General features: G+C 36.6%; 21 protein-coding genes. 19 read left to right on the forward strand and 2 right to left on the reverse strand.

The features are described 5' to 3' along the window. Positions 1 to 72 precede the first annotated feature (72 nt). From V179_RS0102995 to V179_RS0103015, 5 genes are all read left to right on the forward strand, one after another. Positions 73 to 561, forward strand: coding sequence for a Na+/H+ antiporter subunit E (locus V179_RS0102995; RefSeq protein ID WP_028390211.1), 489 nt, complete (start codon positions 73 to 75; stop codon positions 559 to 561). Continuing rightward, complete coding sequence (locus V179_RS0103000; protein ID WP_028390212.1) at positions 549 to 833, forward strand: Na(+)/H(+) antiporter subunit F1; 285 nt, start codon at positions 549 to 551, stop codon at positions 831 to 833. Before V179_RS0102995 ends, V179_RS0103000 begins: the two co-directional genes overlap by 13 nt. Further along, entirely contained in the window at positions 811 to 1,164 is a 354-nt protein-coding gene (locus tag V179_RS0103005; protein ID WP_028390213.1) for a Na+/H+ antiporter subunit G, read from the forward strand. Before V179_RS0103000 ends, V179_RS0103005 begins: the two co-directional genes overlap by 23 nt. Positions 1,165 to 1,311: 147 nt before the next feature. Beyond that, positions 1,312 to 1,533, forward strand: coding sequence for a YdbC family protein (locus tag V179_RS0103010; RefSeq protein WP_028390214.1), 222 nt, complete (start codon positions 1,312 to 1,314; stop codon positions 1,531 to 1,533). 248 nt (positions 1,534 to 1,781) lie between these two features. Then, complete coding sequence (locus V179_RS0103015; RefSeq protein WP_028390215.1) at positions 1,782 to 2,489, forward strand: DUF421 domain-containing protein; 708 nt, start codon at positions 1,782 to 1,784, stop codon at positions 2,487 to 2,489. A gap of 41 nt (positions 2,490 to 2,530) precedes the next feature. Here V179_RS0103015 and V179_RS31485 read toward each other — a convergent pair whose 3' ends face one another. Both V179_RS31485 and V179_RS0103025 read right to left on the reverse strand, forming a co-directional pair. After that, on the reverse strand, positions 2,531 to 2,923 hold the full coding sequence (locus V179_RS31485) for a hypothetical protein (protein WP_051404805.1): 393 nt from the start codon (positions 2,921 to 2,923) through the stop codon (positions 2,531 to 2,533). Continuing rightward, a complete protein-coding gene (locus tag V179_RS0103025; RefSeq protein ID WP_034300256.1) occupies positions 2,898 to 4,853 on the reverse strand; it encodes an FUSC family protein in 1,956 nt (651 codons plus the stop codon). Before V179_RS0103025 ends, V179_RS31485 begins: the two co-directional genes overlap by 26 nt. A gap of 569 nt (positions 4,854 to 5,422) precedes the next feature. On the opposite strand from V179_RS0103025, the gene V179_RS0103035 reads away from it, so the two are divergent. The 14 genes from V179_RS0103035 (at position 5,423) to V179_RS0103100 (ending at position 25,537) form a co-directional block, all read left to right on the forward strand. Then, the gene (locus tag V179_RS0103035; RefSeq protein WP_235178932.1) at positions 5,423 to 7,159 is read left to right on the forward strand and encodes a sensor histidine kinase; all 1,737 of its coding nucleotides are present in this window, start codon (positions 5,423 to 5,425) and stop codon (positions 7,157 to 7,159) included. Then, the gene (locus V179_RS0103040) at positions 7,134 to 8,276 is read left to right on the forward strand and encodes a response regulator transcription factor (RefSeq protein ID WP_028390219.1); all 1,143 of its coding nucleotides are present in this window, start codon (positions 7,134 to 7,136) and stop codon (positions 8,274 to 8,276) included. Before V179_RS0103035 ends, V179_RS0103040 begins: the two co-directional genes overlap by 26 nt. A 144-nt stretch (positions 8,277 to 8,420) precedes the next feature. Further along, a complete protein-coding gene (locus V179_RS0103045) occupies positions 8,421 to 9,689 on the forward strand; it encodes a sugar ABC transporter substrate-binding protein (RefSeq protein WP_028390220.1) in 1,269 nt (422 codons plus the stop codon). Positions 9,690 to 9,748: 59 nt separating this feature from the next. After that, entirely contained in the window at positions 9,749 to 10,528 is a 780-nt protein-coding gene (locus tag V179_RS0103050; RefSeq protein ID WP_028390221.1) for an SDR family NAD(P)-dependent oxidoreductase, read from the forward strand. Between the two features lie 281 nt (positions 10,529 to 10,809). Further along, positions 10,810 to 12,198 carry an aminomethyl-transferring glycine dehydrogenase subunit GcvPA gene (gcvPA, locus tag V179_RS0103055; RefSeq protein ID WP_028390222.1) on the forward strand — a complete coding sequence of 463 codons (1,389 nt, stop codon included), beginning with the start codon at positions 10,810 to 10,812 and terminating at the stop codon, positions 12,196 to 12,198. A 26-nt stretch (positions 12,199 to 12,224) separates the two neighbouring features. Next, positions 12,225 to 13,799 carry an aminomethyl-transferring glycine dehydrogenase subunit GcvPB gene (gene gcvPB / locus V179_RS0103060; protein WP_028390223.1) on the forward strand — a complete coding sequence of 525 codons (1,575 nt, stop codon included), beginning with the start codon at positions 12,225 to 12,227 and terminating at the stop codon, positions 13,797 to 13,799. 40 nt (positions 13,800 to 13,839) lie between these two features. Next, complete coding sequence (locus tag V179_RS0103065) at positions 13,840 to 15,132, forward strand: ABC transporter substrate-binding protein (protein ID WP_028390224.1); 1,293 nt, start codon at positions 13,840 to 13,842, stop codon at positions 15,130 to 15,132. A 203-nt stretch (positions 15,133 to 15,335) separates the two neighbouring features. Further along, positions 15,336 to 16,133, forward strand: a complete 798-nt coding sequence (locus V179_RS0103070) for a carbohydrate ABC transporter permease (RefSeq protein ID WP_051404820.1) — start codon at positions 15,336 to 15,338, stop codon at positions 16,131 to 16,133. Next, positions 16,133 to 16,960, forward strand: coding sequence for a carbohydrate ABC transporter permease (locus V179_RS0103075; RefSeq protein WP_028390226.1), 828 nt, complete (start codon positions 16,133 to 16,135; stop codon positions 16,958 to 16,960). The genes V179_RS0103070 and V179_RS0103075 overlap by 1 nt, the downstream gene beginning before the upstream one ends. A gap of 194 nt (positions 16,961 to 17,154) precedes the next feature. Next, the gene (locus V179_RS0103080; protein ID WP_028390227.1) at positions 17,155 to 18,393 is read left to right on the forward strand and encodes an ABC transporter substrate-binding protein; all 1,239 of its coding nucleotides are present in this window, start codon (positions 17,155 to 17,157) and stop codon (positions 18,391 to 18,393) included. A 149-nt stretch (positions 18,394 to 18,542) separates the two neighbouring features. Beyond that, entirely contained in the window at positions 18,543 to 19,469 is a 927-nt protein-coding gene (locus V179_RS0103085) for a carbohydrate ABC transporter permease (RefSeq protein ID WP_028390228.1), read from the forward strand. Further along, complete coding sequence (locus tag V179_RS0103090; RefSeq protein WP_028390229.1) at positions 19,469 to 20,290, forward strand: carbohydrate ABC transporter permease; 822 nt, start codon at positions 19,469 to 19,471, stop codon at positions 20,288 to 20,290. The genes V179_RS0103085 and V179_RS0103090 overlap by 1 nt, the downstream gene beginning before the upstream one ends. A 242-nt stretch (positions 20,291 to 20,532) precedes the next feature. Further along, positions 20,533 to 23,589 carry a glycoside hydrolase family 2 TIM barrel-domain containing protein gene (locus V179_RS0103095; protein WP_028390230.1) on the forward strand — a complete coding sequence of 1,019 codons (3,057 nt, stop codon included), beginning with the start codon at positions 20,533 to 20,535 and terminating at the stop codon, positions 23,587 to 23,589. Between the two features lie 259 nt (positions 23,590 to 23,848). Then, complete coding sequence (locus V179_RS0103100) at positions 23,849 to 25,537, forward strand: amylo-alpha-1,6-glucosidase (protein ID WP_028390231.1); 1,689 nt, start codon at positions 23,849 to 23,851, stop codon at positions 25,535 to 25,537. The last annotated feature ends 36 nt before the right edge of the window (positions 25,538 to 25,573 follow it).

A 25,573-nucleotide genomic window follows, 5' to 3' on the forward strand; every position in this document is an offset into this window, starting at 1 on the left:
CGAAAGAATTTTTTTAAACGCTAGCTCTGAAGTTGAACAGGCGTTTAAAACGATTGAAAGGGGTGAATGAATTTGCCTTTCCAAGTATTAATCAATCTATTTATTGCTCTATTATGGATGTTTCTTCAAGATGAATGGAGCGTGTTAACTTTTTTTAGCGGTTATTTAGTTGGGGTGCTTGTCCTGTTTCTTATGCGTCGTTTTTTTCCTCACTCTTTTTATTTGATTACTTTTCTTTCTATTTTGAAATTATTTCTCGTCTTCATTCGAGAATTGATCTCATCAAGTGTGCTTGTGATTCGACAAGTGATACGACCAAGGATCAATATTACCCCGGGAATTTTCACTTTGAAAACGGATTTAGAAGGGGATTTGGAAGTAACTCTACTCGCTTTACTCCTGACTTTAACCCCAGGTTCTGTTGTAGTTGAAATTTCTTCAGACTCAAAGGTATTTTACATTCATGCGATGGACATTCCAGAATCCAGTGATGCTGTTATTAAGTCGAGTAAAATATTTGAGAAGGCCATTAAGGATGTGACTCGTAAATGTTCAAATTAATCTTGATGATTTCTTTATTTTTCTTGACCCTTTCTATGATGGCTGCACTTTATCGGGTAATAAAGGGGCCTTCCATGCCTGACCGGGTTCAGGCATTAGATACAATAAGCATTAGCTTAATTGGAGGAGTGGCCATCTGTTCTGTTTTATTTCATACTCATGCTTTGCTAGAAATAATCTTGATACTTGGTATTCTTTCGTTTGTGGGTACCATTGCTTTTGCAAGATTTATGGAAAGAGGTGTTGTCATTGAGCGCAAACATATCAAGTGAAGTAATTGCGGCTTTCCTAATATTGGTCGGTACGATATTCAGTTTTCTTAGTGCAATCGGCTTAATACGATTACCTGATGTGTATACTCGTTCACATGCAGCATCCAAAAGTTCAACTCTAGGTGTCCTTTGTACGCTACTCGGGGCATTACTTTATTTCTGGATAACAGATGGATATTTCAGTATCCGATTAATATTGGGTATATTCTTTGTGTTCTTAACTGCTCCAGTTGCGGCTCATCTTATTTGCCGAGCTGCTTACCGCTCAAATATAGAGTTGGCTAAAGAAAGTGTTCAAGATGATCTTAAAGAAGTGTTTAAAAGAGATTAATGCTTTAGAAAAGAGACAGTGCTACGTTCACTAAACAAATTAATAAATTTGGGATTGTTCCTTATGTTGTGTCTTTGCGATATGTATTATAGGGTTTTCATTTGAAGTAGAAATCAAATAAGGATAATGTTTCACGGAGGTATATGGATGGCAGAAATCAAGTATGAAATCAAAGAAAGTATCGGATCGATTTCACAGTCCCCTAAAGGGTGGAACAAAGAACTAAACGTAATCAGTTGGAACGGAAAAGAACCAAAGTTTGATCTAAGAGATTGGGCACCTGAACATGAAAAAATGGGGAAGGGGCTCACTTTAACGTTGGATGAGGTAAAGTCGTTGAGAGATTTACTGAATAGTCTGAAGTTGTAGATGACAATTGTAGTGCCTGTTACGACTAATAATTTGTCAAATAATGTTAAATAGATTGAGTCGTAACAGGTATTGCTATTTATGAAATGAAGGAGTGTTATGTTCCTTCTTTTATGATTTTTTCCGCATTAACAAGCAGTAAATCCCCGAAGAAAACCCTCACTGATTGAATTTTCCCTTTATCCACATAGATGTTGCTTATTGGCTAATAATAACCGATAGAACAGAAATTGAGGATGTGAATGCAGATGGACTTTTTCCAGAGCCAGGAATCACTTACCGTAATACAGTGGATCTTAAGGGCTATTGTCTCTTTCTTCTTTTTACTCTTTGTTGCAAAATTGATGGGGCAACGATCCATTTCTCAGTTACGTTTACTTGATTTTGTTATGGCATTAATAATTGGCAATATTATTGCTCACCCTTTGTCTGATCCAGTACTAGATTTGAAAGGGTCATTGACTACGATTACCGTATTAGTCTTTTTGTATTTAATTGGTGTTTTTTCCAGCCTTAAATGGAGTAAGTTTCGGAAAATTGTTGAAAGCCCCCCAATTCCTCTTATTAAAGATGGACAAATTATGTATAAAGGTTTGTCTAAGGCTAGGATATCTCTCGACGTACTATTATCTGAACTAAGGAAGGAGAAGATAGTAGCTCCTGAAAAAGTTTCGCTGGCATTATGGGAACCAAATGGTACCATTTCTTTGTTTATAAATCCCCAATATCAAGCCGTCACCCCATCCGATTTACAATTAGTAACAACAGCCTTTCACTATCCAAATACGATCATTAAAGAAGGGAAGATAGTTCTCAAAGAATTAAATCGAATCGGTAAAGATGAGTTGTGGCTGACCAATAAAATTAAGAATACATACAATCTGGACGTAAAAGAAATCTTACTAGCAACAATGGACGAAGAGGATAACATCAAGGTCTTTTTATATAATTCTTAATTTGGAAAAATAGAGTAGGGAGTGTCCTAATTGGGCACTCCCTACTCTATTTTACTCGTCTTACTATCTGGATCCGTAATATCTTGTGAATCTTCTGGATCATTTTCATTTTCATCTTTAAACAAATTATCATTTTTATCCACGCCTGGGGCTGTGCCGTTATCCTGATCATTTAAATCATTTGCATCATTCACATCTTCATCTACTGGAGCTGGATTCTTCACATTATTTTCTGGTGGAGGCGGCTCCTGATTATTGTTACATCCCGCCATCAATATATTTAATAAAGATACCCCGGCTAACTTATTCTCTACTATAGTTCCTAAATCGAAAGGAAAATATTCATCAATAGGGAGAGGTAAGAATTTTGTGTAAAAACAAGGCTGATTCTCTAATATTGGAAAGAAATTAGCTTGTAACTTGATTTTTATCACAAACTTTTATTGCCTTTTGTAAGGAAATAATCTCCTTATGTATTTTGTAATACCCTTTAATATCAGGAACATCCTTTGTTTTATACGGGCGATGATGTTCTGCGGTTTGTGCTAAGGTTTCTAAAATATAAAGAAATTGGGCAAGTTTTTCATCAGAAAGAAGTGGCCGATCCAAGTCTTTCACGGAGGAATCAAGTAAATATCCTAACTGATCGATGGAAAATATTACAGGCCAGAGAAACTCCAAAGCTTTTTTATTACTTGGACGCTCACCTAAAGCTGTCGTATATACCATTCTTAAATTGGTTAGATTGGTATGCATTTTAATATGTACTCTGCTTTTTTCAAAATGAAAGTCTTTTCCTTGTTCTGAAAACAACATGAGTAAAAACTGTGCTTGGCTTCTAATCGTTTTTGCTAGTAAATGAGGGAGCAGACCGGAAGCGGATGTTCGTCCAATAATTAGTACACCTAGAAGACCGATCAGACAACCAATTATTATATCGATAATACGTGTTGTAGCGAAAAAAGGCATATTATGCATCTGAGTCGTGCTTTCTGCCATCACTAAAGCATTTGGTGTGATAAACATAGTAGCAAGGGTGTAATTACGTACAATAAATAACTCGGTAAGAAATGTTAAAAGCAGGATGATCATGCTGATAAAAAATCCTTCCGGTTGCATGGATAGAATTAGACTCGCTATCACAACGCCAACAATGGTCCCTACTGACCTTTGAATGGCACGGAGGAAGGTACTCATGATGGTCGATCCTAGCAAGACTGCAGCACAGGAAAGTGGAACCCAATAGGATCGATTAAACTCGAATGCATAAGCAATCAATGCTGCAATCATAAGAATAATACCGTACTTTACAGCTCTTAGAAAGACAATCGAATTTTTATCAAAAGCACCTAAAAAAAGGGTCTTTACAGACAGCCTTGTTATTTGTATTTCCCGATTAATCTTCGACATCGGTTCGTTCATGATGGCGTCCGCATCATAAATGCTTGTAAATAAATGGTCCACGTCTTCATCATCCTGATCTGGTTGAAGAATTCTAGTAGGGCTGGCTTTCTTTTTAGGTTCAATAAAACCTGATAGAGCCCTAACTGATTCTCCTAATTCTGCCGGGAGTTTTTTATTTTTTTCTACTGAGCGGTCAAGAACTTCTAAATAAATGATACTAGCATGTTCATTTAATAAGTACAGACGTTTATAGAAATCTGAGCTTTGCCAAGGGATATACCCTGCAATAAGTGTGTTGTTTGCTTCTTTCATAGCTACAACTGTTTTTTCTCTAGCTTCATTAAATGTTTCTGTACCTACCGAATCGAGGAGAGAAGCCAATTCTCGATATACACGTTTTACAGCTATTGTTTCGGGTCCATGCGGATTGAAGAACCAGCCGACCATAGCAATCAGCCACGATAAGGTCCCGCCAAGAAAAATAAGACCCGCACGAAATGGAGCAAGTGTTGGATCTACCGGCATTCCTGTCGTCATGGCAAAACCTAAAACTAAAAATACTGCGGCAGGTCCTGGAATTTTTAAGGTTCCAAAAATAAAAGTTGCAATCGCTCCAATACCTCCAATCATTACTGCTGATAGAATCGGGTAAGGGGCGACAAGTGTTCCTAATCCAACGGCAAAAGTAAGGCTAAGCAGTACAGAAAATAGTTTTTTCGCTCTTTGTGCATACGGCTCATTAAAAACATAAAGGTATGTGAAGCCGCCGATCCCAGCCAACAATCCGTATTGAAAGTTCCCCAGTATCAAGCCAATCAAGCTAGGTAAGGCTGCACATAGTCCAGCACAAAATGCTTTTGTCCATGGAAGTGGATTTTTTTTAATCTCAAATGCTTGTTGGATTATCGTAACGAGCGAATTTGATTTAGGAGAAGGAGTTATATTTTCATTTTTGGTCATGATGAAGCCTCCTTATCTTCGTTGGAAGTTATGTTTAATCTTCCCTTGTTTGTACACTTCCTATGTGTATATAAATAAATCTTTCTGACTTAAAAGTAAGGAAAGTTATAACGAATATAGAAGAGTATAAAGTAGTGTAGGTTTATTTTTTTGCCAATGTGTTAAATTTTTTGCATATTAGAAAGGGAAGTTTTTTTAGTATGATTCTTCCTCATGATTTTGGCTGACTTAAATGAATATACGAAAAAGGGGGAAGAAACATGCATTTCTTACATAAGAAGCTCGTCTTAACTGTAAATGTATTTCACATGGAAATCTTAATAGATAAGCTATTGTCGGACATTTGCCATTACGAGGATATAACGGTTGGTATTCCTATTTGTCAATTAAGGTGTTAGTGTGTAAGATGAGCTTTTCCATCCTTCCGGATTTCTAAAAATCCCAAGATCAGAGTTACCAGAAAATGAAGTATTTAAAAGAACTTAGGTGAACTTCAAGAATTACTCTTTATTTTTCGAATTTTTGATATTATGGGGTTAGGTTAATTATTTTTATATCAGGTGATGGGCGTGAGGAATATCTTTAAAAAACGGATAGTAAAATTTATATTCTTTTCTTTCGGCAGTATACGTACGAAGATGGTGCTGTTTTTTTTGATTGTTGCTCTATTTCCATTGCTTATATTTGGATTTCTATCATATGGGAAGTCTTCTGAGATTGTAAATAAACAATTTAATGAGTATGAGCAATTTGCGGTATCTCAGCTTGATGAACAAATCGAAAATACATTTGAGCAAATGTATGTCGTTTCGAAGGATATCAATCAGTATTTATCAGACCCAACTTTAGTTATATTAAAGGAGGAAATCCCTCGTAGTTATACTGAATTTATTGAAATTGAAAACTTTGAAAGATATTTAGAGGCACATAAAACGTATAACACTAAAGGAATCTATTTAATTACCAATACAGGTTACTATTATGGGAATAGTCGCCTAGATATTCACAAGCTCTTTCAAAAATCTTTCTGGAAAGAAATTAATAGTCTTAAAGAAGGAGATTTGTGGATAGGATTTTATAATTCTGACCATTATTATACGGGTGAAAAAAACGAAAAAATAATGGGTCTTGTTGTACCTATTGAAAGTCAGTTTGGTGTATTAAAGGGGAGTAAGCTATTAATAGAAATAAATGCTGAGGAGCTGTTCTCTTATATTGGATTTCTTGAAAATAAGCTGCATTCTTCTATCACTTTGAAAAATGGTAAGCATCAGATAGTCTATAAAACGAAAAACGCACCAAAAGAATTGAAAACAGATATAGTCTGGAATAATCATTTTGATGCCTATGGATGGGATATCCATGTTCGCATTCCTCAAGAATATTATTATCAATCATCTAATGTTATTTATCGCTATACCATATTGGCTATTTTATTTTCAATTATTCTTGTTTATTTTCTGGCTGTCGTATTTTCCGTTCCACTAACAAAGAGGATTAAAAGTCTAAAATCCTCGATGAAGCGGGTCAGTGAAGGAAACTTAGATACGCAGATAGCAGTTACCTCCAATGATGAATTAGGGGTTTTATCCCAAAGCTTTAATGATATGGTTAATCAAATTAAGGAGTTAGTCGAGCAAATTAGCACGACTGAACGATTAAAAAGGCAGGCAGAATTAAGAGCTTTCCATTATCAAATAAACCCCCATTTATTATTTAACACTTTAAACTCTATCCAATGGAAGGCAAGGCTGCTAGGAGCAAAGGAAGTACAAGAGATGATCTATCATTTGACTGAGGTGCTTCATGAAAATTTAAATTTTTCCGACGAGTTAATTCCAATAAAACAGGAGCTTCAGACAATCAAGCATTATTTAAAGGTTCAAGAAATACGTTTTGGACAAACATTTGAATATATCGAGGATATCCGTTCGGAATGTCTCGACTATTTAATCCCAAGGATGACACTTCAGCCGTTATTTGAAAATATCTTTTTCCATGCATTTGAAGATGGTCGGGGGAGAATTGAACTTGTGGCTATTGCTAAACCTGAACATCTCGAAATTATCTTAACTGATAATGGAAAAGGAATGAATCAGGAGACTATTGAAAAGCTTCTTATCCCAAAACACCAAAATGATAAAGGGAGAGGAATCGGTGTTATTAATGTTGATCAACGCGTAAAGCTTCACTTCGGAATGGAGTATGGCCTATCAATCGAATCAGTCATTGGTGTAAAAACAATTTTTATTATAAAACTGCCGAAAAGGAGATACGTCGATGATAAAGGTATTAATTGCGGATGATGAACTCATTGTTAGAAAAGGATTAATCGCAACGGTCGAATGGGCAAAGTTTGGTATGGAGGTTATTGCTGATGCTCCTAATGGACAAAAGGCTTGGGAGCTGTTTCAGGAATATTCTCCTGAAGTAGTGATCACGGATATAGTTATGCCTGAAATGAATGGTATTGAGTTTGCCAGAAACATCAAACAAATTTCCCCAGCAACCAAAATATTGTTGTTAAGCTGCCATCGAGACTTCACATTTGCACAAGAGGGAATGAATATTGGGGCTTCGGGATATATTTTGAAAACAGCATTTCAAGACAAGGATTTTGAAGAATATCTTGGACGCTTTGAAAATGAAATTAATCAAACAAATATCCAAACTCCTCTTAATTCTGCTAATATAGACAAGGATTTTTATGAATGGTTATGTGGCTTTGATAATTCTTTTCCGAAGCTATTAGGGGAGCTGTTTTTTAAAGATTGGCAGTGGATGCAGAAATCTTTTTATATTTATTTAGTAAACGGGCTTAATAATAATGAACTTTTTCATAAGAAATGGTCTTCTGATGAAAAACAATTTGCGAAAATATACTGTGGGCAGGACCAATCATTTATTTTTATTCCAGAAAAAGCACAAGAAGATTTTGAGCATCTTCTAGTTGAGGCTAGGGCCATTGATCCTGCAATTCGCTGGAAGATGAATGGCTTAAATCAAGGTATGGATGAGTGGATGGAAGGGGTTGCTAATCTATACCATAAATTCAAATTTGAAAAACAATTTGAGCTTTCAATGGATGATTGGCCATTCCCCATTCAAAAGGCTGTTCAAATCATCATCCAACAATTAGATGAACCTCTTACTTCAAGCTATGTAGCAAATGAAGTTGGCTTAAGCCGGAGTCACTTTAGCACCATGTTTAAAAAGACTGTGGGAGAAAGCTTTATCACCTTTATCGAAAAGCTTAAAGTTCAGTCTGCATGTAATCTACTTGAGAATACTTCGCTTCCTTTACAAGAAATCGGCGAAAAAATAGGCATTCAGGATGGGAAGTATTTCAGCAAATGGTTTAAAAAGTGTATTGGAAGTTCCCCGTCAGAATATAGACAGAACAAAAAGAAGAATGTAAGCTAACAAATTTCCCTGTCACTTATAATTTTATGAAAGTTCAAACAATATTACAAAAAGAATAAGATAATTTTAAGTTCATGACCGCTTTCATTCAAGTTACAATGAAAGCGGTTACTATTAGTTGTGAAGAAAAAAGAGGAGCGAACGATGAAGAAGTTTTGGATAACAATTTTAGTAATCATGCTAGTTTTCGTAACTGCTGCCTGTTCCAATAATAAATCTAGTAAGAGCGAACCTAATCAAATTAGGAAGGAACAAAAACATAAAATCGTCCTTCGTTTTGCGACTTGGGATACAGGAGAGTCTTTAAAAATTCAAAAAAAAATTGCTAAAAAATTTGAAGAAAAGAATCCATATATAAAGGTCCAAGTCGAAGAATATGGTGATGAATTTGATCAAAAGCTATCTGCTTCATTTGGGGCAAAAAATCCTCCAGATGTCATGTATATGTGGAATTTTCCCGCCTATTTTCAGAATCTTGAACCACTAGATAATTTTATTAACAGAGATCCCTTTATAGACATGAATGATTATTATCAAGGTCTATTGAATCACTCGACGATGTACAGGAAACTGTATGGCATCCCGGCAGGTTTCACAACAAGGGTGGTCTATTATAACAAAGATATATTTGATGCAGCAAACCTCCCCTATCCAAAGGATGGATGGACATGGGATGACTTTAAAGGGATAGCAAAGAAATTAACGGACCCCGCTAAGGAGCAGTATGGATTTGGGGTAAGACAAGAACCAGATACTTACGATCTTCAAGGGATTGTTTGGAGTAATGGCTCAAGCTTTATAAGTGATGATGGAAGTGAAATCGCTGGATATATGAATAGTCCAGAAACCATTGAATCGATAAGAATGCTTACAGATATGATCCAGGATACAAGTGCTGTTCTAGTAGATGGTAAAAATCAACAAAGCGGTGAGGAGAATTTTATAGCAGGTAAGATTGCGATGTGGGAAAGTGGATTTTGGCCATTAGAAGAATTTAAAGAAGCCAATATAAACTTTGGAACAGTTGAAATGCCTGCATTTAACGGAAAACCAGTGAAAGGTGTTATTTCTTCTTCTGCGGTTTCGATCGCAAGGGATTCAAAGAATAAAGATTTAGCTTGGGAATTTGTGAAATATTACAATTCACCAGAAGTAGTAAAAATGAGGAAGGCTGATTTACCTGTCCGTATTAGTTTAGTAAAAGAAATGAAAACAGAACAAGACCCATTAATAGAGCCTTTCTACAAAATGCTTGAAAGATCGAATGGTACCCCAGCTTTTCTACTTACTAAGAATTGGGATGCAATCAATCGGAATTTATCTGCAGCAATAAATGCCACTTTGCTCGAACAAGATGCAGAAACATTATTGAATAATGCTGTGAAGGATTCTGAGAAATATCTGGGGCAGTAAATAAGGGATTTGCGATTATTAAAAAATAGCTTAACTAAATGATTTCAGGAGGGGTTAGGATGTTAACACAAGATTATTTCGGTTTAGAGGATAAGGTGTGTGTTGTTACAGGGGGAGCTTCAGGGATAGGTTTAGCTACGGCAACACTTTTAGCAGAAGTTGGTGCAAAGGTCATTATGCTTGATATTAATGAAGAAAATGGTCAGAAGGCTGTAGCTGAGCTGCAAAAGAAAGATTATCAGGCTGAGTTTTTAAAATGTGATGTTACAAAGGGGAACGACTGTATCGCCGTGAGAGACTATATCGAAAAAAATTACGAGACGATCGATGTTCTTTTTAACAATGCTGGTGTGATTAGAAGAAAAACAGTTGTTGATTTAGAAGAATCTGATTGGGATTTAGTGATTGATGTTTCTTTAAAAGGGGTTTATCTCCTTTCAAAATATTTAATTCCTCTTATGGCGGAGAGTGGTGGAGGAAGTATTATTAATACCGGGTCTGGATGGGGACTTAAAGGTGGAGATCAAGCAGTCGCTTATTGCGCAGCGAAAGCTGGAGTTGTGAATTTAACGAAGGCAATGGCAATCGATCATGGACCGCAAAATATTCGTGTAAATTGTATTTGTCCTGGTGATACCGACACACCGTTATTAAGGGATGAAGCAAAGCAATTGAAACAGCAAGAGGATGCATTTTTAGTATCTTCTGCAAAAGGACGACCTTTAGAAAGACTTGGAACGCCGAATGATATTGCAAAAGGAGTTTTATTCCTAGCAAGTGACTTATCAGCATGGGTAACAGGTACAGACTTAATTGTAGATGGCGGAGGTTTAGCTTAATTTTTTTAACTTTGGCTCTTTTCGTAAAGGTTGTTGTTTTTAGCAAGAAACCAATTCGAACAGATGTTGATCTTCGTTACAGGTGCGAGACTCCTGCGGGAAAAGCGTGTTGAGGGAGACCCCGCAAGTGCAAAGCACTGAGGAGGCTTCTGAGACCGCCTCTACAACGGAAATCAACCCGGGTTATTAGTGTAAAAATGATTGAAAAGCAACAAAGTATGTGAAAACAGCCTTAACTTTAAATAAAATTCATTTCATATGACTACAAGGAGGTCATTTTCATGTCACAAAAGGTACACCCTTACATACCAAATATGGTACCAGAAGTACAAGCTGAGATGTTAAAGGTAATTGGTGCTGAATCGATTATGGAGCTATACTCATGTATTCCTGAGGAGCTGCAACTTAAAGAAAACCTAGAGTTGCCGCCTGCATTAACAGAGTATGAGCTTAGACGTCATATTGAAGGAATTCTTAATAAGAACACAAGTACAAAGGAATATGTAAACTTCCTAGGTGCTGGCTGCTGGCAGCATTTTATTCCAGCGGTGTGTGATGAAATAAATCAGCGTTCTGAATTTTTAACGGCGTATGCAGGTGAACCGTATGAGGATCACGGACGGTTCCAGGCGCTATTTGAGTATCAAAGTTTACTAGCTGAATTAGTAGATATGGATGTTGTCAATGTTCCAACCTTTGACTGGGGGCAGGCGGCGGCAACATCAATTCGAATGGCAGCCCGTATTACCGGAAGAAAGAAAGTCTTATTAGCTAAAACGGTTGCACCAGAACGAAGCAAAATTATCATTAACTATGGTGCTCCAACATTAGAATTTGAATATGTGCAATTTGATATGAAATCAGGAGCAATGGACTTAGAGGATTTAAAAACAAAACTAACAGAAGATGTGGCAGCCCTTTATTTTGAAAATCCATCGTACCTTGGGTTTATTGAGGCGCAAGGACAAGAGATTTCCAAACTATTAAAGGAAAATGAATCGTTAATGGTTGTAGGGGTTGATCCAATTTCTCTTGGTGTACTGGCACCGCCGAGTCATTATGGTGCAGATATTGTCTGTGGAGATCTGCAGCCGCTTGGCATGCATATGAATTACAGCGGTGGACAGGCAGGCTTCATTGCTACGCATAATGAGTTGAAATTTGTCAATGAATACCCATCTCGTTTGTTTGGTATCGTCCCAACTGTAAAAGAAGGAGAATACGGATTTGGCGATGTGGCTTATGAACGAACTTCATTTGCACAGCGAGAAAAAGGAAAAGAGTCTGTTGGAACGCAGACAGCATTATGGGGAATTACTGCCGGAGTCTATTTAGCATTACTTGGTCCAGATGGTATGCAGGAGGTCGGCCAAACGATTATGCAAAATAGCCAGTATGCTGTTCAACAATTAAATCAAATTGCCAATGTAAGTGGATCCCATTTTGAGTCACCGTTTTTTAAAGAATTTATCGTCGATTTTAATCAGACAGGGTATACCGTCGAACAAATAAATCACAGATTGCTAGATAAGAAGATTTTTGGCGGGAAGGACCTTTCACTAGAGTTTCCTGAGTTTGGTCAAACGGCATTGTTTTGTGTAACAGAGGTTCATACGAAAGAGGACATTGACGGTTTAGTTCAAGCGCTTAAGGATATTCTAGCGAAATAATCAAAAGAAGAGAGGAGCAATCAGATATGCAAAGGATTCAACGTAAAAGCAAAACAAGGGATTTTCATCAAGCCAAATGGAATGAACCCATTATTTTTGAACTTCATCAGCCTGGAGAAAAGGGAGTCGAATTGCCGCCAGTAAACGAAAACGTTGCATTATCCGTTGGAGATGGAACATCGGCCATTCCAGCATCCATGCAGAGAAAGAATAAGCCAAATCTTCCGGAAATCGGACAGGCGCGTGTATTACGACATTATCTCAGACTTTCTCAAGAAACTCTTGGCTCGGATTTTAATGTTGAAATCGGACAAGGTACTTGTACGATGAAATACATTCCAAAAATCAATGAATTGTTAGTACGTGACCCTAAAATGATGGAGCTTCATCCATTACAGAATGAAGAAACTGTTCAAGGGATGCTTGAGATTTTTTACAAGCTTGATTTATGCATGAGAGAAATTTCGGGAATGGATTGTTTCTCCTTCCAGCCAAGTAGCGGGACACAAGCACTTTTTGCGATGGCATCGATTGTAAGGAAATACCATGAACAAAACGGCGAAGGCGATAAGCGGGATGAAATCATCACGACGATCTTCTCCCACCCATCTCAAGCGGCAACGGCAGCCGTTAAGGGTTATAAAATTATTACTTTGCATCCGGATGAAAATGGCTTCCCTGATATTGAAAAGTTAAAAGCAGCCGTGTCGGAAAGAACCGCTGGTTTTGTAGTCGCAAACCCAGAAGATACTGGTATTTTCAATCCGAAGATTAAGGAATTTACAGATGTTATTCATCAGGCTGGCGGTCTTTGTTTTTACGACCAAGCGAATGCGAACGGACTCTTAGGGATTACAAGAGCAAAAGAAGCAGGCTTTGATATGTGTTTCTTTAATCTCCACAAAACATTTGCTGCGCCCCATATGTGTGGTGGACCAGCAACAGGTGCACTTGGGGTAACAGCAGAATTGAAGGAGTACTTACCAGCACCTACTGTCGAATATCATGATGGGAAATATTCACTCAACAACGATTTAGCGCATTCTATTGGTAAGGTTCGCTCTTTCCATGGTGTAGCTCAAACGGTATTACGTGCCTATGCTTGGATTCGCGCACTTGGGGCTGAAGGTCTTAAAGAAGTGGCGAAAATTGCCGTATTAAACAATAACTATATGTATCATAAGGTTTTAGCGATTCGCGGGGCTAGTGCACCATATGTCAAGGGCCATCGACTAGAGCAGGTTCGTTATAGCTGGGAGCAGTTGACGCAGGAAACAGGGGTCACGACAGAGGATGTTACGTTAAGGATGACGGATTTTGGTCTTCACTACTGGACTAGCCACCACCCATATATCGTGAAACAACCGTTCACCCTTGAGCCGACTGAATCATATTCGAAAGAAGATTTAGATGAATATATTCATGCGCTAGAACAAATTTCTAAAGAAGCCTATGAAAATCCAGAAATCGTCAAAACTGCCCCGCATAATAGTACAATCCATAAAATGGACGAGCAAGATTATTTAGATAATCCAGATAAATGGTGTATCACTTGGCGAACTTATTTGAAAAATACGAAAGCCTATGATCTGGTTAACTAATCTAAACAGTTAATACGACATTTAAATAGGGGGCAAAAACATGAAAAAGTACATGTCGATTATGCTAGTTATGCTTCTATTATTGCTGTCAGCTTGCTCCAATAAAACAGCGGGGGATGAAGGGAAAACGGGAAATTCTAAACATCCGTCTGGATCCATTACTGTATGGGGGTGGGATGTTGCGGCTTCAACTATGAAAGAAGCAGTGGAGAAGTTTCAGAAACAATATCCAGATGTAGAGGTAAAGGTAGAGGATTTTAATAGCGCTGACCTATATGATAAATTAACGGTTGGTCTAGCAGCAAGAGGCTCAGGGCTTCCAGATGTTGTATTAATGGAAGATGAAAGAATCCCAGGATATTTACATCAGTTTCCACAAGGATTTTTAAATTTGAACAAGCTTGGTTATGGAAAATACAAGGATTCGTTCAATTTAGCTAAGGTAGCAGCTGTACAGAATGAGGATGGAGATTTCATGGCGGCTCCATGGGATATTGGGCCTGCTGGAGTGTTCTACCGCGTTGATTACTTTGAAAAAGCAAATGTTGATCCAAATTCCATCCAATCATGGGATGATTATATTGAAGCAGGGAAGAAGATTAAAAAAGCCACTGGTGCACAGCTATTACCAATCGATATTCCAAATTATGATGGTGTCTTCCAAATGATGATGCAGTCGCAAGGACTTTCTTATTTTGATAAAGATGACAAAATTGCACTAGAATCTAAGGAAGCTATTCGTGCTATGGAAGTAATCAAAAAGCTTCATGATGAGGATTTAGTTTTAAACAATAAAGGTTGGGATGGAATTGTAACGGCTACAGTAAATGGTAGTGTTGCCACCGTTCCTTATGGTGTATGGTACGCAGGTACCATTATGGACCAAGCACCTGATTTGAAAGGGAAATGGGATGCTTTTTATCTTCCAAGCTTTGATGGGGGCACAAGATATGCAAACGTAGGAGGTTCATCCGTGTTGATTCCTTCATCAAGCAAAAATCAGTCAGCTGCCTATGCCTTTGTTGAATTCTTTACAACTGATACAGAATCTCAGCTATTAGGTTTTGAAAAATATGGACTTTTTCCATCTTTGAAGGAAACCTATAGTGCTCCACAATTTACTGAAAACAACGAGTACTTTAACAATAGTCCGATTTTCAAAAAATTTGCAGATATTGTCGATCAAGTACCACAAATTAACGTAAACGAAAACTTTGCAAAAGCTAGCAGTCTTATAAGTAATGCTCAAGCAGCCATTTTACTTGAAAATAAAGCGGTTGATACTAGATTAAATGAAGCTAAAAAACAATTAGAAAATGAACGAAAGAAATAGTTTTGTAGAGAGCTAGAGAGAGTGTTCCAACTCCACTCAGCTCTCACATTCTAAAATTCCTTGAAGTTAGGAAGGTGGCTCGGTTGGAGCAAACAGAAAAGGTTGTAGATGCTAATACAAGCTTTCGAGTCAAAACAAGAAGGAGTTTATTAACACCTAAAAATGTTCCATATTTCTTTATCGGACCAGCGTTTCTACTAATTATGATTTTTACCGTTTATCCAGTAATCTCATCGTTTATCTTAAGCTTTCAAGAGGTACGTGGTGTGGAGAAATCATTTGTAGGACTTGCTAATTATACACGATTATTCCAAGATCCTATATTCTATAAATCTCTTTTAAATACCTTTCAAATATTAATTGTCCAGGTTCCTATCATGCTCTTCCTCTCTTTACTAATTGCTGTGGGACTGCATTCTTCCATGTTAAAAGGGAAAGCATTTTTCCGAATTTCTTACTTTATGCCTGCTATCACAGCGCTTGTTGCTGCTTCCATTGTTTTTATGATTCTATTAGATGAGAATTTTGGACTCGTCAACTATTTCTTATCCTTGTTCGGTGTTGATTCAATTCCTTGGTTAACAACTCCATTTTGGGCGAAGGTTTCCGTGATCCTTGTGATGACATGGAGATGGGCAGGATATAATATGGTCATATTTTTGGCAGGATTACAAAATATCCCATCTGACCTTTATGAAGCAGCAAGTATCGATGGAGCAAGTAAAGTAAAGCAATTTTTCATGATTACAATTCCACAATTAAAGCCAGTATTTATTTTCACGGTTGTCATGTCAACAATCGGTACTCTTCAACTGTTTGATGAGCCGTTCATTTTGACTGGGGGCGGTCCAAATAATGCTACGATGACAATCACGGTTTATTTATATCAAGCAGGATTTAAATTTTTTGACTTTGGTTATGCGTCAGCGATTGCATATGTGCTTGTTATCATTACGGCAATCATTTCCTGGATTCAGATGAAATTGGTAGGTGATGAATAATGGTGGCTAAGAAGATATCCTCAAAAATAATCATTTATGTTTTGTTGATCGCAGGTGTTGTCTTATCGATTGCGCCGTTCTATTGGATGATTGTCGGTTCTACATTGCCGTCAGGGGAAATTTTTCGTGTTCCACCTAAGCTTCTTCCAGGGGATTATTTAGCAAAGAACTTTCAAACGCTTAATGAGTCATTAGGAATTGCAAAGATATTTTGGAATTCATTATTTATCGCGCTAGTTTATACATTGGTTAGCACGCTTATTAGTGCAATGGCTGGATACGCTTTTGCAAAATTTAAATTTAAAGGAAAGAACGTTTTCTTTTTCATTATTTTATGCACATTAATGATTCCTTCACAGGTGACATTGATTCCTTTGTTTGAAATGATGGTTACCTTTAATTGGTTAAATACGTATCAAGCCATTATTTTACCAACCCTTGCTTCTCCATTTGCTATTTATTTAATGAGGCAGAATATGAAGGCGATTCCAGACTCAATTATGGAGGCCTCTAGAATAGACGGGGCAGGGGAATTAAAAATATTTTTTACAGTCATATTGCCTGTTACAAGACCTGCGATGGCAGCCGTTGGTATTTTTCTATTTATGTCTCAATGGAATAGCTTACTCTGGCCGCTTATTACATTAAATTCAAAAGAAATGTTTACCCTTCCTGTTGCATTATCAAGTTTAATTGGAATGGCGAGGATTGATTATGGACAACTGATGCTAGGAACTACCTTATCCACGATTCCGATTATGATCTTTTTCTTATTACTGCAAAAACATTTTATCTCTGGGATTTTAGGTGGATCTGTCAAAGAATGAATGTAAAAGGTGTGAAATGATGAAAAGGTAAAAATACGGGACGACATTCTCGCTGATGATATAAGGACCAATCGTCCGCTTCTGCCACCTCACTTTGTCAGTTTCATTTCTCGTAAGGTGGCTGAAGCGGCCGATGTGCGAAATGGGCAATACTATAAATAGCTTAAGGATATAAAATTACAGGAGGGGATCATATGAAATTATCAAAAATGAAATTAATTTTACTATTTACTATCGCACTAGCATTATTATTATCAGCATGTAACTCAACAAAAAGTAATAGTGATGAAGCAACAGAAGACGGAAAAGTAAAGATAAGGTTTGCTACATGGGATGTCGGAAATGATGTTCAATTGCAGCAAAATCTCATCGATGAATTTAATGCTAAAAATGAAAAAATAAAAGTAGTTTTAGAGGCCTATGGAGGGGAATATGACACAAAAATCACTGCGGGTATAGGTGCAAAGGATGCACCAGATGTGATGTATATGTGGAACTATCCGCAATATAAGGATGCTTTAGAGCCACTTGATTCTTATATTGATAAAAACGGAGAAGAATATAAGTCTGATTTCTATGAATCTTTATGGAACTATAACTCTGTTGGTGGAGAAACACTTGGACTTCCAGTAGGCTATACAACCCATGTTGTTTACTATAATAAAGATCTTTTTGATGAAAAAGGACTTGAATATCCACAGGCTGGATGGACATGGGCAGATCTTCAAGAAACAGCTAAGAAGTTAACGAATAAGGACAAGAAGATTACTGGATTTGCTTTCCCTGGTAAACCTGATCCATATGATTTTGAAATGTACTTATGGGGCAATGGTGCTTCTTACGTAGACAGTGATGGAAAGTTAAAGGGTAATCTGAATTCAACGAAATCAATTGAAACATTCTCAATGTTCCAAGACATGTTAAAAGACGGATACGCGATCACAACTGAAGGTTCAGGCGATACTGAAATGAAATCAGGAAAAGTAGGAATGTTTATTAATGGTGCTTGGTATCTTTCTCCATTGAAAGAAGCGGGTATTAATTATGGTGTTGTTGAGGTACCAACTTTTGAAAATGGTAAGAGTGTAAGTATTGTTAGTTCGTCAGGTATAGCTATGTCAAAGAGTTCTAAACATAAAGAAGCTGCTTTTGAATTTATGAAGTTTTGGACTGGAAAAGAAGCAAATAAAGAAAGAATAGCATTTGAATTACCAGTATTAAAGAGTGTAGTAGAAGAAGAAAAGCTACAAGAGGATCCAGTTAAAGGTGTATTCTACTCAATGCTAGAACAAAGTGAAGGCTATACACCAGCGTCATTTATTACTGAAAACTGGAGTCAAGTATCAGAAAATTTAGGGTTTGTCTTTGAGCAAATCTTTAATCCAAGTACACGAGTTGATCCGAAAAAAGCTCTAAATGAAGCTGTTAAATAAAGCTGTTAAATTAAGTTTCCCATTACTAAAAAAGTAAGTGGTAGGGTCATTTTACCAAGGGCTTAATTACATAGCCCTTGTAATTAAGTTCAAGCTATGATGGGAATTCTTATTTTCCATAGGTCATTCTAAAATAAGAGGGAATATTTATGTTAAAAAAAAAGGAAAAACAACCTAGTTTTACATTAGTACGTAAAAGAGTACCATATTTGTTTATCCTACCATGGATCATCGGATTTTTAGTGTTCACTTTAGGACCTTTAGGATCTTCATTAATCATGAGTTTGTTTGATTGGCCGATAACTGGAGAAGCAAAGTTTATTGGTCTTAATAACTTTACTAAGATGTTTACCGCTGACCCTCAGTTTTATGATTCCTTAGTGATCACATTTAAATTTGCAGCAATTTTCGTACCACTTAACCTAATCTCTGCATTGGTGCTTGCGCTCCTCATTACACAACCAGTCAAGGGAGTTAAGATGTTTAGGACAATCTTCTATCTTCCTGCTGTTGTATCAGGTGTTGCAGTATCGATCATATGGGGTTGGATTTTTAATTCTGAATTTGGAGTTCTAAACTATTTATTATCGCTCATTGGTATAGAAGGACCAAGTTGGCTCATTGATCCAAAGTGGGCAATTGTAACAATTGTTATCGCGAGTGCTTGGGGAGTAGGGACAATGATGCTGATATTCTATACGGATATTAAGGGGATCCCCCCTGAACTTTATGAGGCAGCATCAATTGATGGGGCTGGACCGTTAAGACAGTTTTTTAATATAACAATTCCGACGATAACACCTACAATCCTTTTTAATGTAATTACATCAGTTATCGCAGCGTTACAACAATTAACCCTAGTTTTACTTTTGACTGGTGGGGGACCTTTAAAATCAACATATTTTTATGGATTATTTGTATATAACAACGCATTTAAGCATCATCAGCTTGGTTATGCAAGTGCAAACGCATGGTTTATGTTTATTATTATTCTAATATTAACAATGCTCATCTTTAAATCATCATCAACATGGGTGTTCTATGAAGCTGAAATGAAAAAAGGAGGTAAAAAATAATGAGAATTACAAAGAGCCATAAAATAATCGTCTATAGTATTCTTGTCATTTTGTCACTTTACTTCCTATTTCCATTTGCATGGGCGTTAATAACAGCGCTAAAGACAGAAGGAGAAGCATTTAGCTTTCCTCCTACGTTTCTCCCGGATGTTCCGCAGTTCGGTAATTTCATCGAAGCGTGGAAAAGTCAGCCGTTTGGAACATATTTTATGAACTCAGTCATTGTTACGGTGATGACTACGATCGGACAAATAATATCCTGTTCATTAGTGGCTTATGGCTTTGCAAGATATGATTTTAAATATAAAAATATTTTGTTTATCCTTCTTTTGTCAACAATGATGATTCCATGGGATGTTACGATGATTCCACTTTATATGGAATTTAATTTATTTGGATGGATCAATACTTTAAAACCATTAATAGTCCCAGCATTCTTCGGTTCTGCTTATAATATCTTTTTGCTTAGACAGTTTTTAATGAATATACCTAAGGATTTGGAAAGTGCAGCTAGGATTGATGGGGCCAATGAATTCCAAATATTTTATAAAATCTTCCTTCCGATTATGAAGGGGCCTTTAACTTTGATCGCTGTCTTAAATATTTTATTAGTTTGGAATGACTACTTAGGACCATTAATTTATTTAAACGACCAATCAAAATATACGATGGCTCTTGGATTAGCATCTTTCAAAGGTGTTCATGAGTTGCAAATCATACCTATTATGGCGATGACTTTAGTCATGATTATTCCGCCGGTTATCGTATTTGCCTTTGCGCAGAAATATATTGTTGAGGGTGTTAGCGGATCAATTAAGTAACCTTTTTATTATTGGCTATGTTATATAACTCTGTTGATTTTTGGCTCATTTTAGCTCGAACTCCATGAAACGATGGGGGAAAGCGAGCTTTCCCTCTCGTTTCATGGAGTTCGAGCTACCTTTGGGCACAGCCCAAAGGCGTGTGAAACCGCGGTTTCACACGAATGAGCCAAAAATCTTATTAATAACAATATTGTTTAACATAGCCTTATTATTACAGAAAAAATGCGGAGGAAAATGAAATGAAACGTGAAATGAAGAGATGGGAAAACATCCATCTTACAGGTATAAACAGGTTATCAGCACATACTGATTTTTATAGATATCGTGAATTTAGTGAGGCACTTACATTAAATAAAGAAATGAGTAAAGGTTATCTGTTGCTTGATGGAGAATGGAAATTTCTTTTTCTAGAAGCGCCAGAGTTTTCACCACTCAACTTTGAAACAGAAGATTTTGAGATTAATCGTTTAGACTCAATTGAAGTTCCGTCATGTTGGCAAATACATGGATATGGAAAGATGCACTATACAGATGTATTATATCCATTTCCTATTAATCCACCTTTTGTACCACAGGAAAATCCGACAGGTATCTATTTTAAAGACTTAGTATTAGAAAATATAAAAGAAGAAGAAAAAATCGTCTTAAAATTTAATGGTGTGGATTCAGCATTTGATCTATATGTGAATGGGAAACAAGTTGGCTATAGTAAAGGATCTAGACTGCCTTCAGAATTTGATATAACGGAATATGTAAGAAACGGTAATAATCGATTAACAGTTAGAGTTTACCAGTTTTCAGATGGAACATACTTAGAAGATCAAGATATGTGGTGGCTTTCAGGTATTTTTAGAAGTGTTGAGTTATTTAGAATGAATACGAATACGTTAGAAGATGTTTATATTGAAACATTACCAGACGAAGATTATAAAAACTTTACTCTAAAAGTAGCTGGTAAGTTTTTAACTAGTGAAGTTACAGAAATGAAGGTTACCCTTTTTCAAAAAGATGAAAGGGTAGATGACTTTACGATAGAAGTTGAAAACGGCAAATTCCAAGTGCTAAGAAATATGGTAAATCCGTTATTATGGAATGCGGAAGAGCCGAATCTATATGTTGCAACCCTCGAATATGAATTAAAAAATGGTGAAAAAGAGATCATCCCAGTAAGATTCGGAGTCAGATCTATTAATGTTATTGATAATGAAATTAGATTAAATGGAAAAAGAATATTCTTTAATGGTGTGAATCGACATGATTTCAATCCGACAATGGGTAGGACTGTAACTTATGACGATATGCTTCAAGATGTTCTTTTAATGAAGAAGCATAATATAAATGCCGTTAGAGCAGCTCATTATCCGAATAATGATGTGTTTTATGACTTATGCGATGAATATGGGTTATATGTCATTAATGAGACCGATCTTGAATGCCATGGATTTGAAAACACAGGAAATTATAACTGGATCAGTGATAATGAATTGTGGGAAAAGCAATATGTTGATCGAGCAGTCAGAATGGTAAAAAGAGATCGAAATCATCCAAGTGTCATCATGTGGTCCTTAGGTAATGAATCAGGTGCTGGCAGAAACTTCACTGCTATGTATGATGCGATAAAAGAAATGGATTCTACTAGATTAGTACATTATGAAGGCGATCGTGTTGCTGCCTATAGTGATGTTTATACAACGATGTACACGAGATTAAATGCACTTGAAGAAATAGGTAAGGATTCCGAAGGGAAAAAGCCACATATATTATGCGAGTATGCCCATGCAATGGGGAATGGACCTGGTGGACTGACAGAATACCAAGAAATAATGAGAAAATATCCAAGACTGCAAGGTGGATTCGTCTGGGAATGGTATGACCATGGTATTCAACAAGTAGATGAAGCTGGACATGTATATTATTTATACGGCGGCGATTATGGAGACTTCCCGACAAACGGAAACTTCTGTATTGACGGTTTAGTATTTCCAGATCGGACACCATCACCTGGACTGATTGAATACAAGAAAGTCATCGAACCAATTGTTACTGAAGAGATAGACCTCAATCATTTAAAGATTAAGGTGAAAAACAGATATGACTTTAGAAACTTAAGTGGGATCCTTTTACACATTAAGGTTAAATCTTTTGATCAATTGATTGAAGAAAAGACGATTTCCTTAAAGAGTATAGCCGCTCAGGACGAAATGGAGATCACATTACCGATAAATCTCGAGAACGCTTTAAAATACGATGATGCTCGCATTTATTTAAGTTATTTAGAGCCGGAGAGCACCCTCTATGCAAATGAAGGCCACCTTATTACGAGCGAGAGCTTTCTAATTCCTGTTACAAAGGTAGAAAAAGAATATATCTCTAAAGCTCTAGATGCTGAGATGAAAATTGAGGAAGATCAGACACAGCTGATCCTCGAAAACGATCAATTCAGAACAGTTTTTTCAAAGGTTCATGGAATTCTTTTATCCTATCAAATAAATGGTGAGGAAATTATTCAGAAGGGGCCTGAACTTACGCTATGGAGAGCTGTCATTGATAATGATATGTATAAGAAAGATGATTGGATAAACAAACACTTCCTTAAAAACGCTAAGGAACAGTTTGTTTCGATCGAGTATCAAGTGAATGAAGGTTTTGTAGATGTTGAGATTAAAAAATATATGTCTAGTATAAACCAAGCATGGGGCTTTAATCTTATCTATCATTATAGAATCACTCAAGATGGTGTTTTAAACCTTCACTTAAAGGGTGAAAAGGTATTGAGAGGCAATGAAATACCTCAGATGCTGCCAAGAATAGGGATTTCGATGAATCTTAATAATGAGTACAATGATGTGACTTGGTATGGAAGAGGAGATTCAGAAAGTTATCAAGATAGTAAGAGAAGTCAAAGTATTGGTCTTTATCGTAAAAGCGTAGAGGAAATGCACACAGATTATGTATATCCGCAGGAAAATGGTTCAAGATGTGATACCTCTTTCTTAGCGCTCACAAAGGGGAACCAATCGATTTTATTTAATTTTAAAGAGTTAAGAGATTTTACAATCCATGATTATGAAACAAATGCATTGGAAGAAGCAAAGCATCGAGGAAAAATTGAAAAATCACCTTACAATGTTTTAACGATCGACTATAGACAAAGTGGACTAGGAAGCAATAGCTGTGGTGAAGAGCAGCTTCCAAAATATCGAGTGCAAATAGAGGATTTTGAAATAGGACTCGAAATAAGAAGGATTCATAACGAAGACCTTATAGAAGAAAGTAAATTTTTCAGAGCTAGATAAAGTGAAACTTCAATCAGTGGGGGCTTCATCCCTCACTGATTGTTAGTCTCGTTCTACTGTCGCTAATACCTCCAATCCGCTACTTCGATTCCTCCAAGTCTTGAGGTGGGGGTCTTGACTTTCCATTAATGCGGGATAAAAAGGAGGGAATCAATAGGCAGAGGAGACCCTGCTTATTTAATTAAGAAATCATTGTTGAATTTTGTCGATACGCTGATAAATTACTGATCAATTTATAACCGATACAAGGAGAAAGATGATGAAATTAGATATAAGAGAAATACCTTTTTCAAGATTTGGATCTTATTTCTGTATTTCCAAGGAGAAAGATTCTGAGGATATATTTATAAGGGATGTACACGGTGGAGATGACGCACCATCAAACCTATTCAAAATAGATATTTTAAAAGATGGGGTTGAAAAGGAGTTTGTAGTGCATGCTTCAGAAACATCCTTAAAATTCTCCTTAAAAGATGATGATGAAGGTTATGCAGAAATAATAATTCCCAAAGAAGATGAGATCCATCTTGAAGTACAGAATGTAGAATTTAGATTGAGAGCTACAAAAGGGAAATATGATTCTTTAATGGAATTAGAAGATGGGATGTATGAATACCATATTTATCCGAAGGAATTAAAATTAATGATTTTAAATCTTTCGGGTAAAATGTCTGTTGATGCACCTTGGAATATTATTGGTAATGATTTCATTGATATTCGAATGAAAAGTGGGCAGTTTGTAATCGAAAGCTATAGAACTGTCTATCAACAAAAGGAATATGCCCCTTTTATAAAAGGAAAAGAAAAAATTGAACAGCTTTATAAAGAGTGGTTTGACAATATGAAAATGGGAAGTACAGATTATCAACCTTCTTTAGAGAGGGCTTCCTATATCACTTGGTCTAGTGTTGTTCATCCACATGGGATATTAAAAGAGTATGCCATGTATATGTCGAAGCTTTGGATGTATAATATTTGGTCATGGGATAATTGTTTTAATGCGTTGAATTTAGGAAAAAGCTACCCTGAACTCGCATACGCACAGTTGAAAATATTCATGGAGACTCAAGACGAGTCAGGTGCATATCCGGATTTTGTAAATGATAAATTCATATCTTATAACTGCATTAAACCCCCTATCTTTGCTTATGTCTATGAAAAGCTAATGAAAATGAATGATTACTTTAAGGATGAACATAGATTAAGAACTGTTTATGAGTCTACTAAAAAAGTAATGGAATATTTTGACCAATATAGAACATTTGAAGGAAGATTGCCACACTATAAGCATGGGAATGATTCAGGGTGGGATAATGCATCTTTATTTCATATGGGCATGCCTGTAGAAGCGCCAGACCTTACTAGTTTTTTAATTCGAGCTTATGATGTCCTGTCCTCTTTTGCAGAAATTCTAGGTGAAAAAGACGAATCATTGAGATTTAAAGAAAGAGCAGACGCCCTTTTTGAGCTTCTAATGGAGAGGCATTATGATGAGGACGGTTTTTACGGGCGAGTTGGCAAAGAGGGTAGCAAAATAAATATTAGAACAAGCTTAATACTAAGACTACCAGTTATTATTGGGTACCGATTAGAGAAAAGCATGATGGATCAATTAGTAGCAGATCTTGAAGGGAATTTTGAAACGAAGTATGGATTAGCAACTGAAAGTGTAAATAGTAAGTACTATAAAGAAAATGGATATTGGCTCGGCCCAATTTGGGCGCCTGTTACATATCTCTTTATAGATGCTTTGCAAAATTTTGGCTATCAAGAACTAGGGAATCGAATTAGAGATAAATTCCTAGATCTTACCCTTGTTGGGGGAATGGCTGAAAACTTCGATCCGCTTACTGGAAAAGGTTTAGTGGACACATCCTTTACATGGACTTCAAGTGTTTTTCTTTTACTATTAGATGATAGAACAAAAGCGAAAGACGCTCACGAATAATCGGATGGCGAAGATGGATGGAGAAGTTTGGAGGTG

This window comes from Bacillus cihuensis, assembly GCF_000504145.1.
In the GTDB taxonomy this organism is placed as follows: Bacteria; Bacillota; Bacilli; order Bacillales; family DSM-1321; genus Peribacillus; species Peribacillus huizhouensis.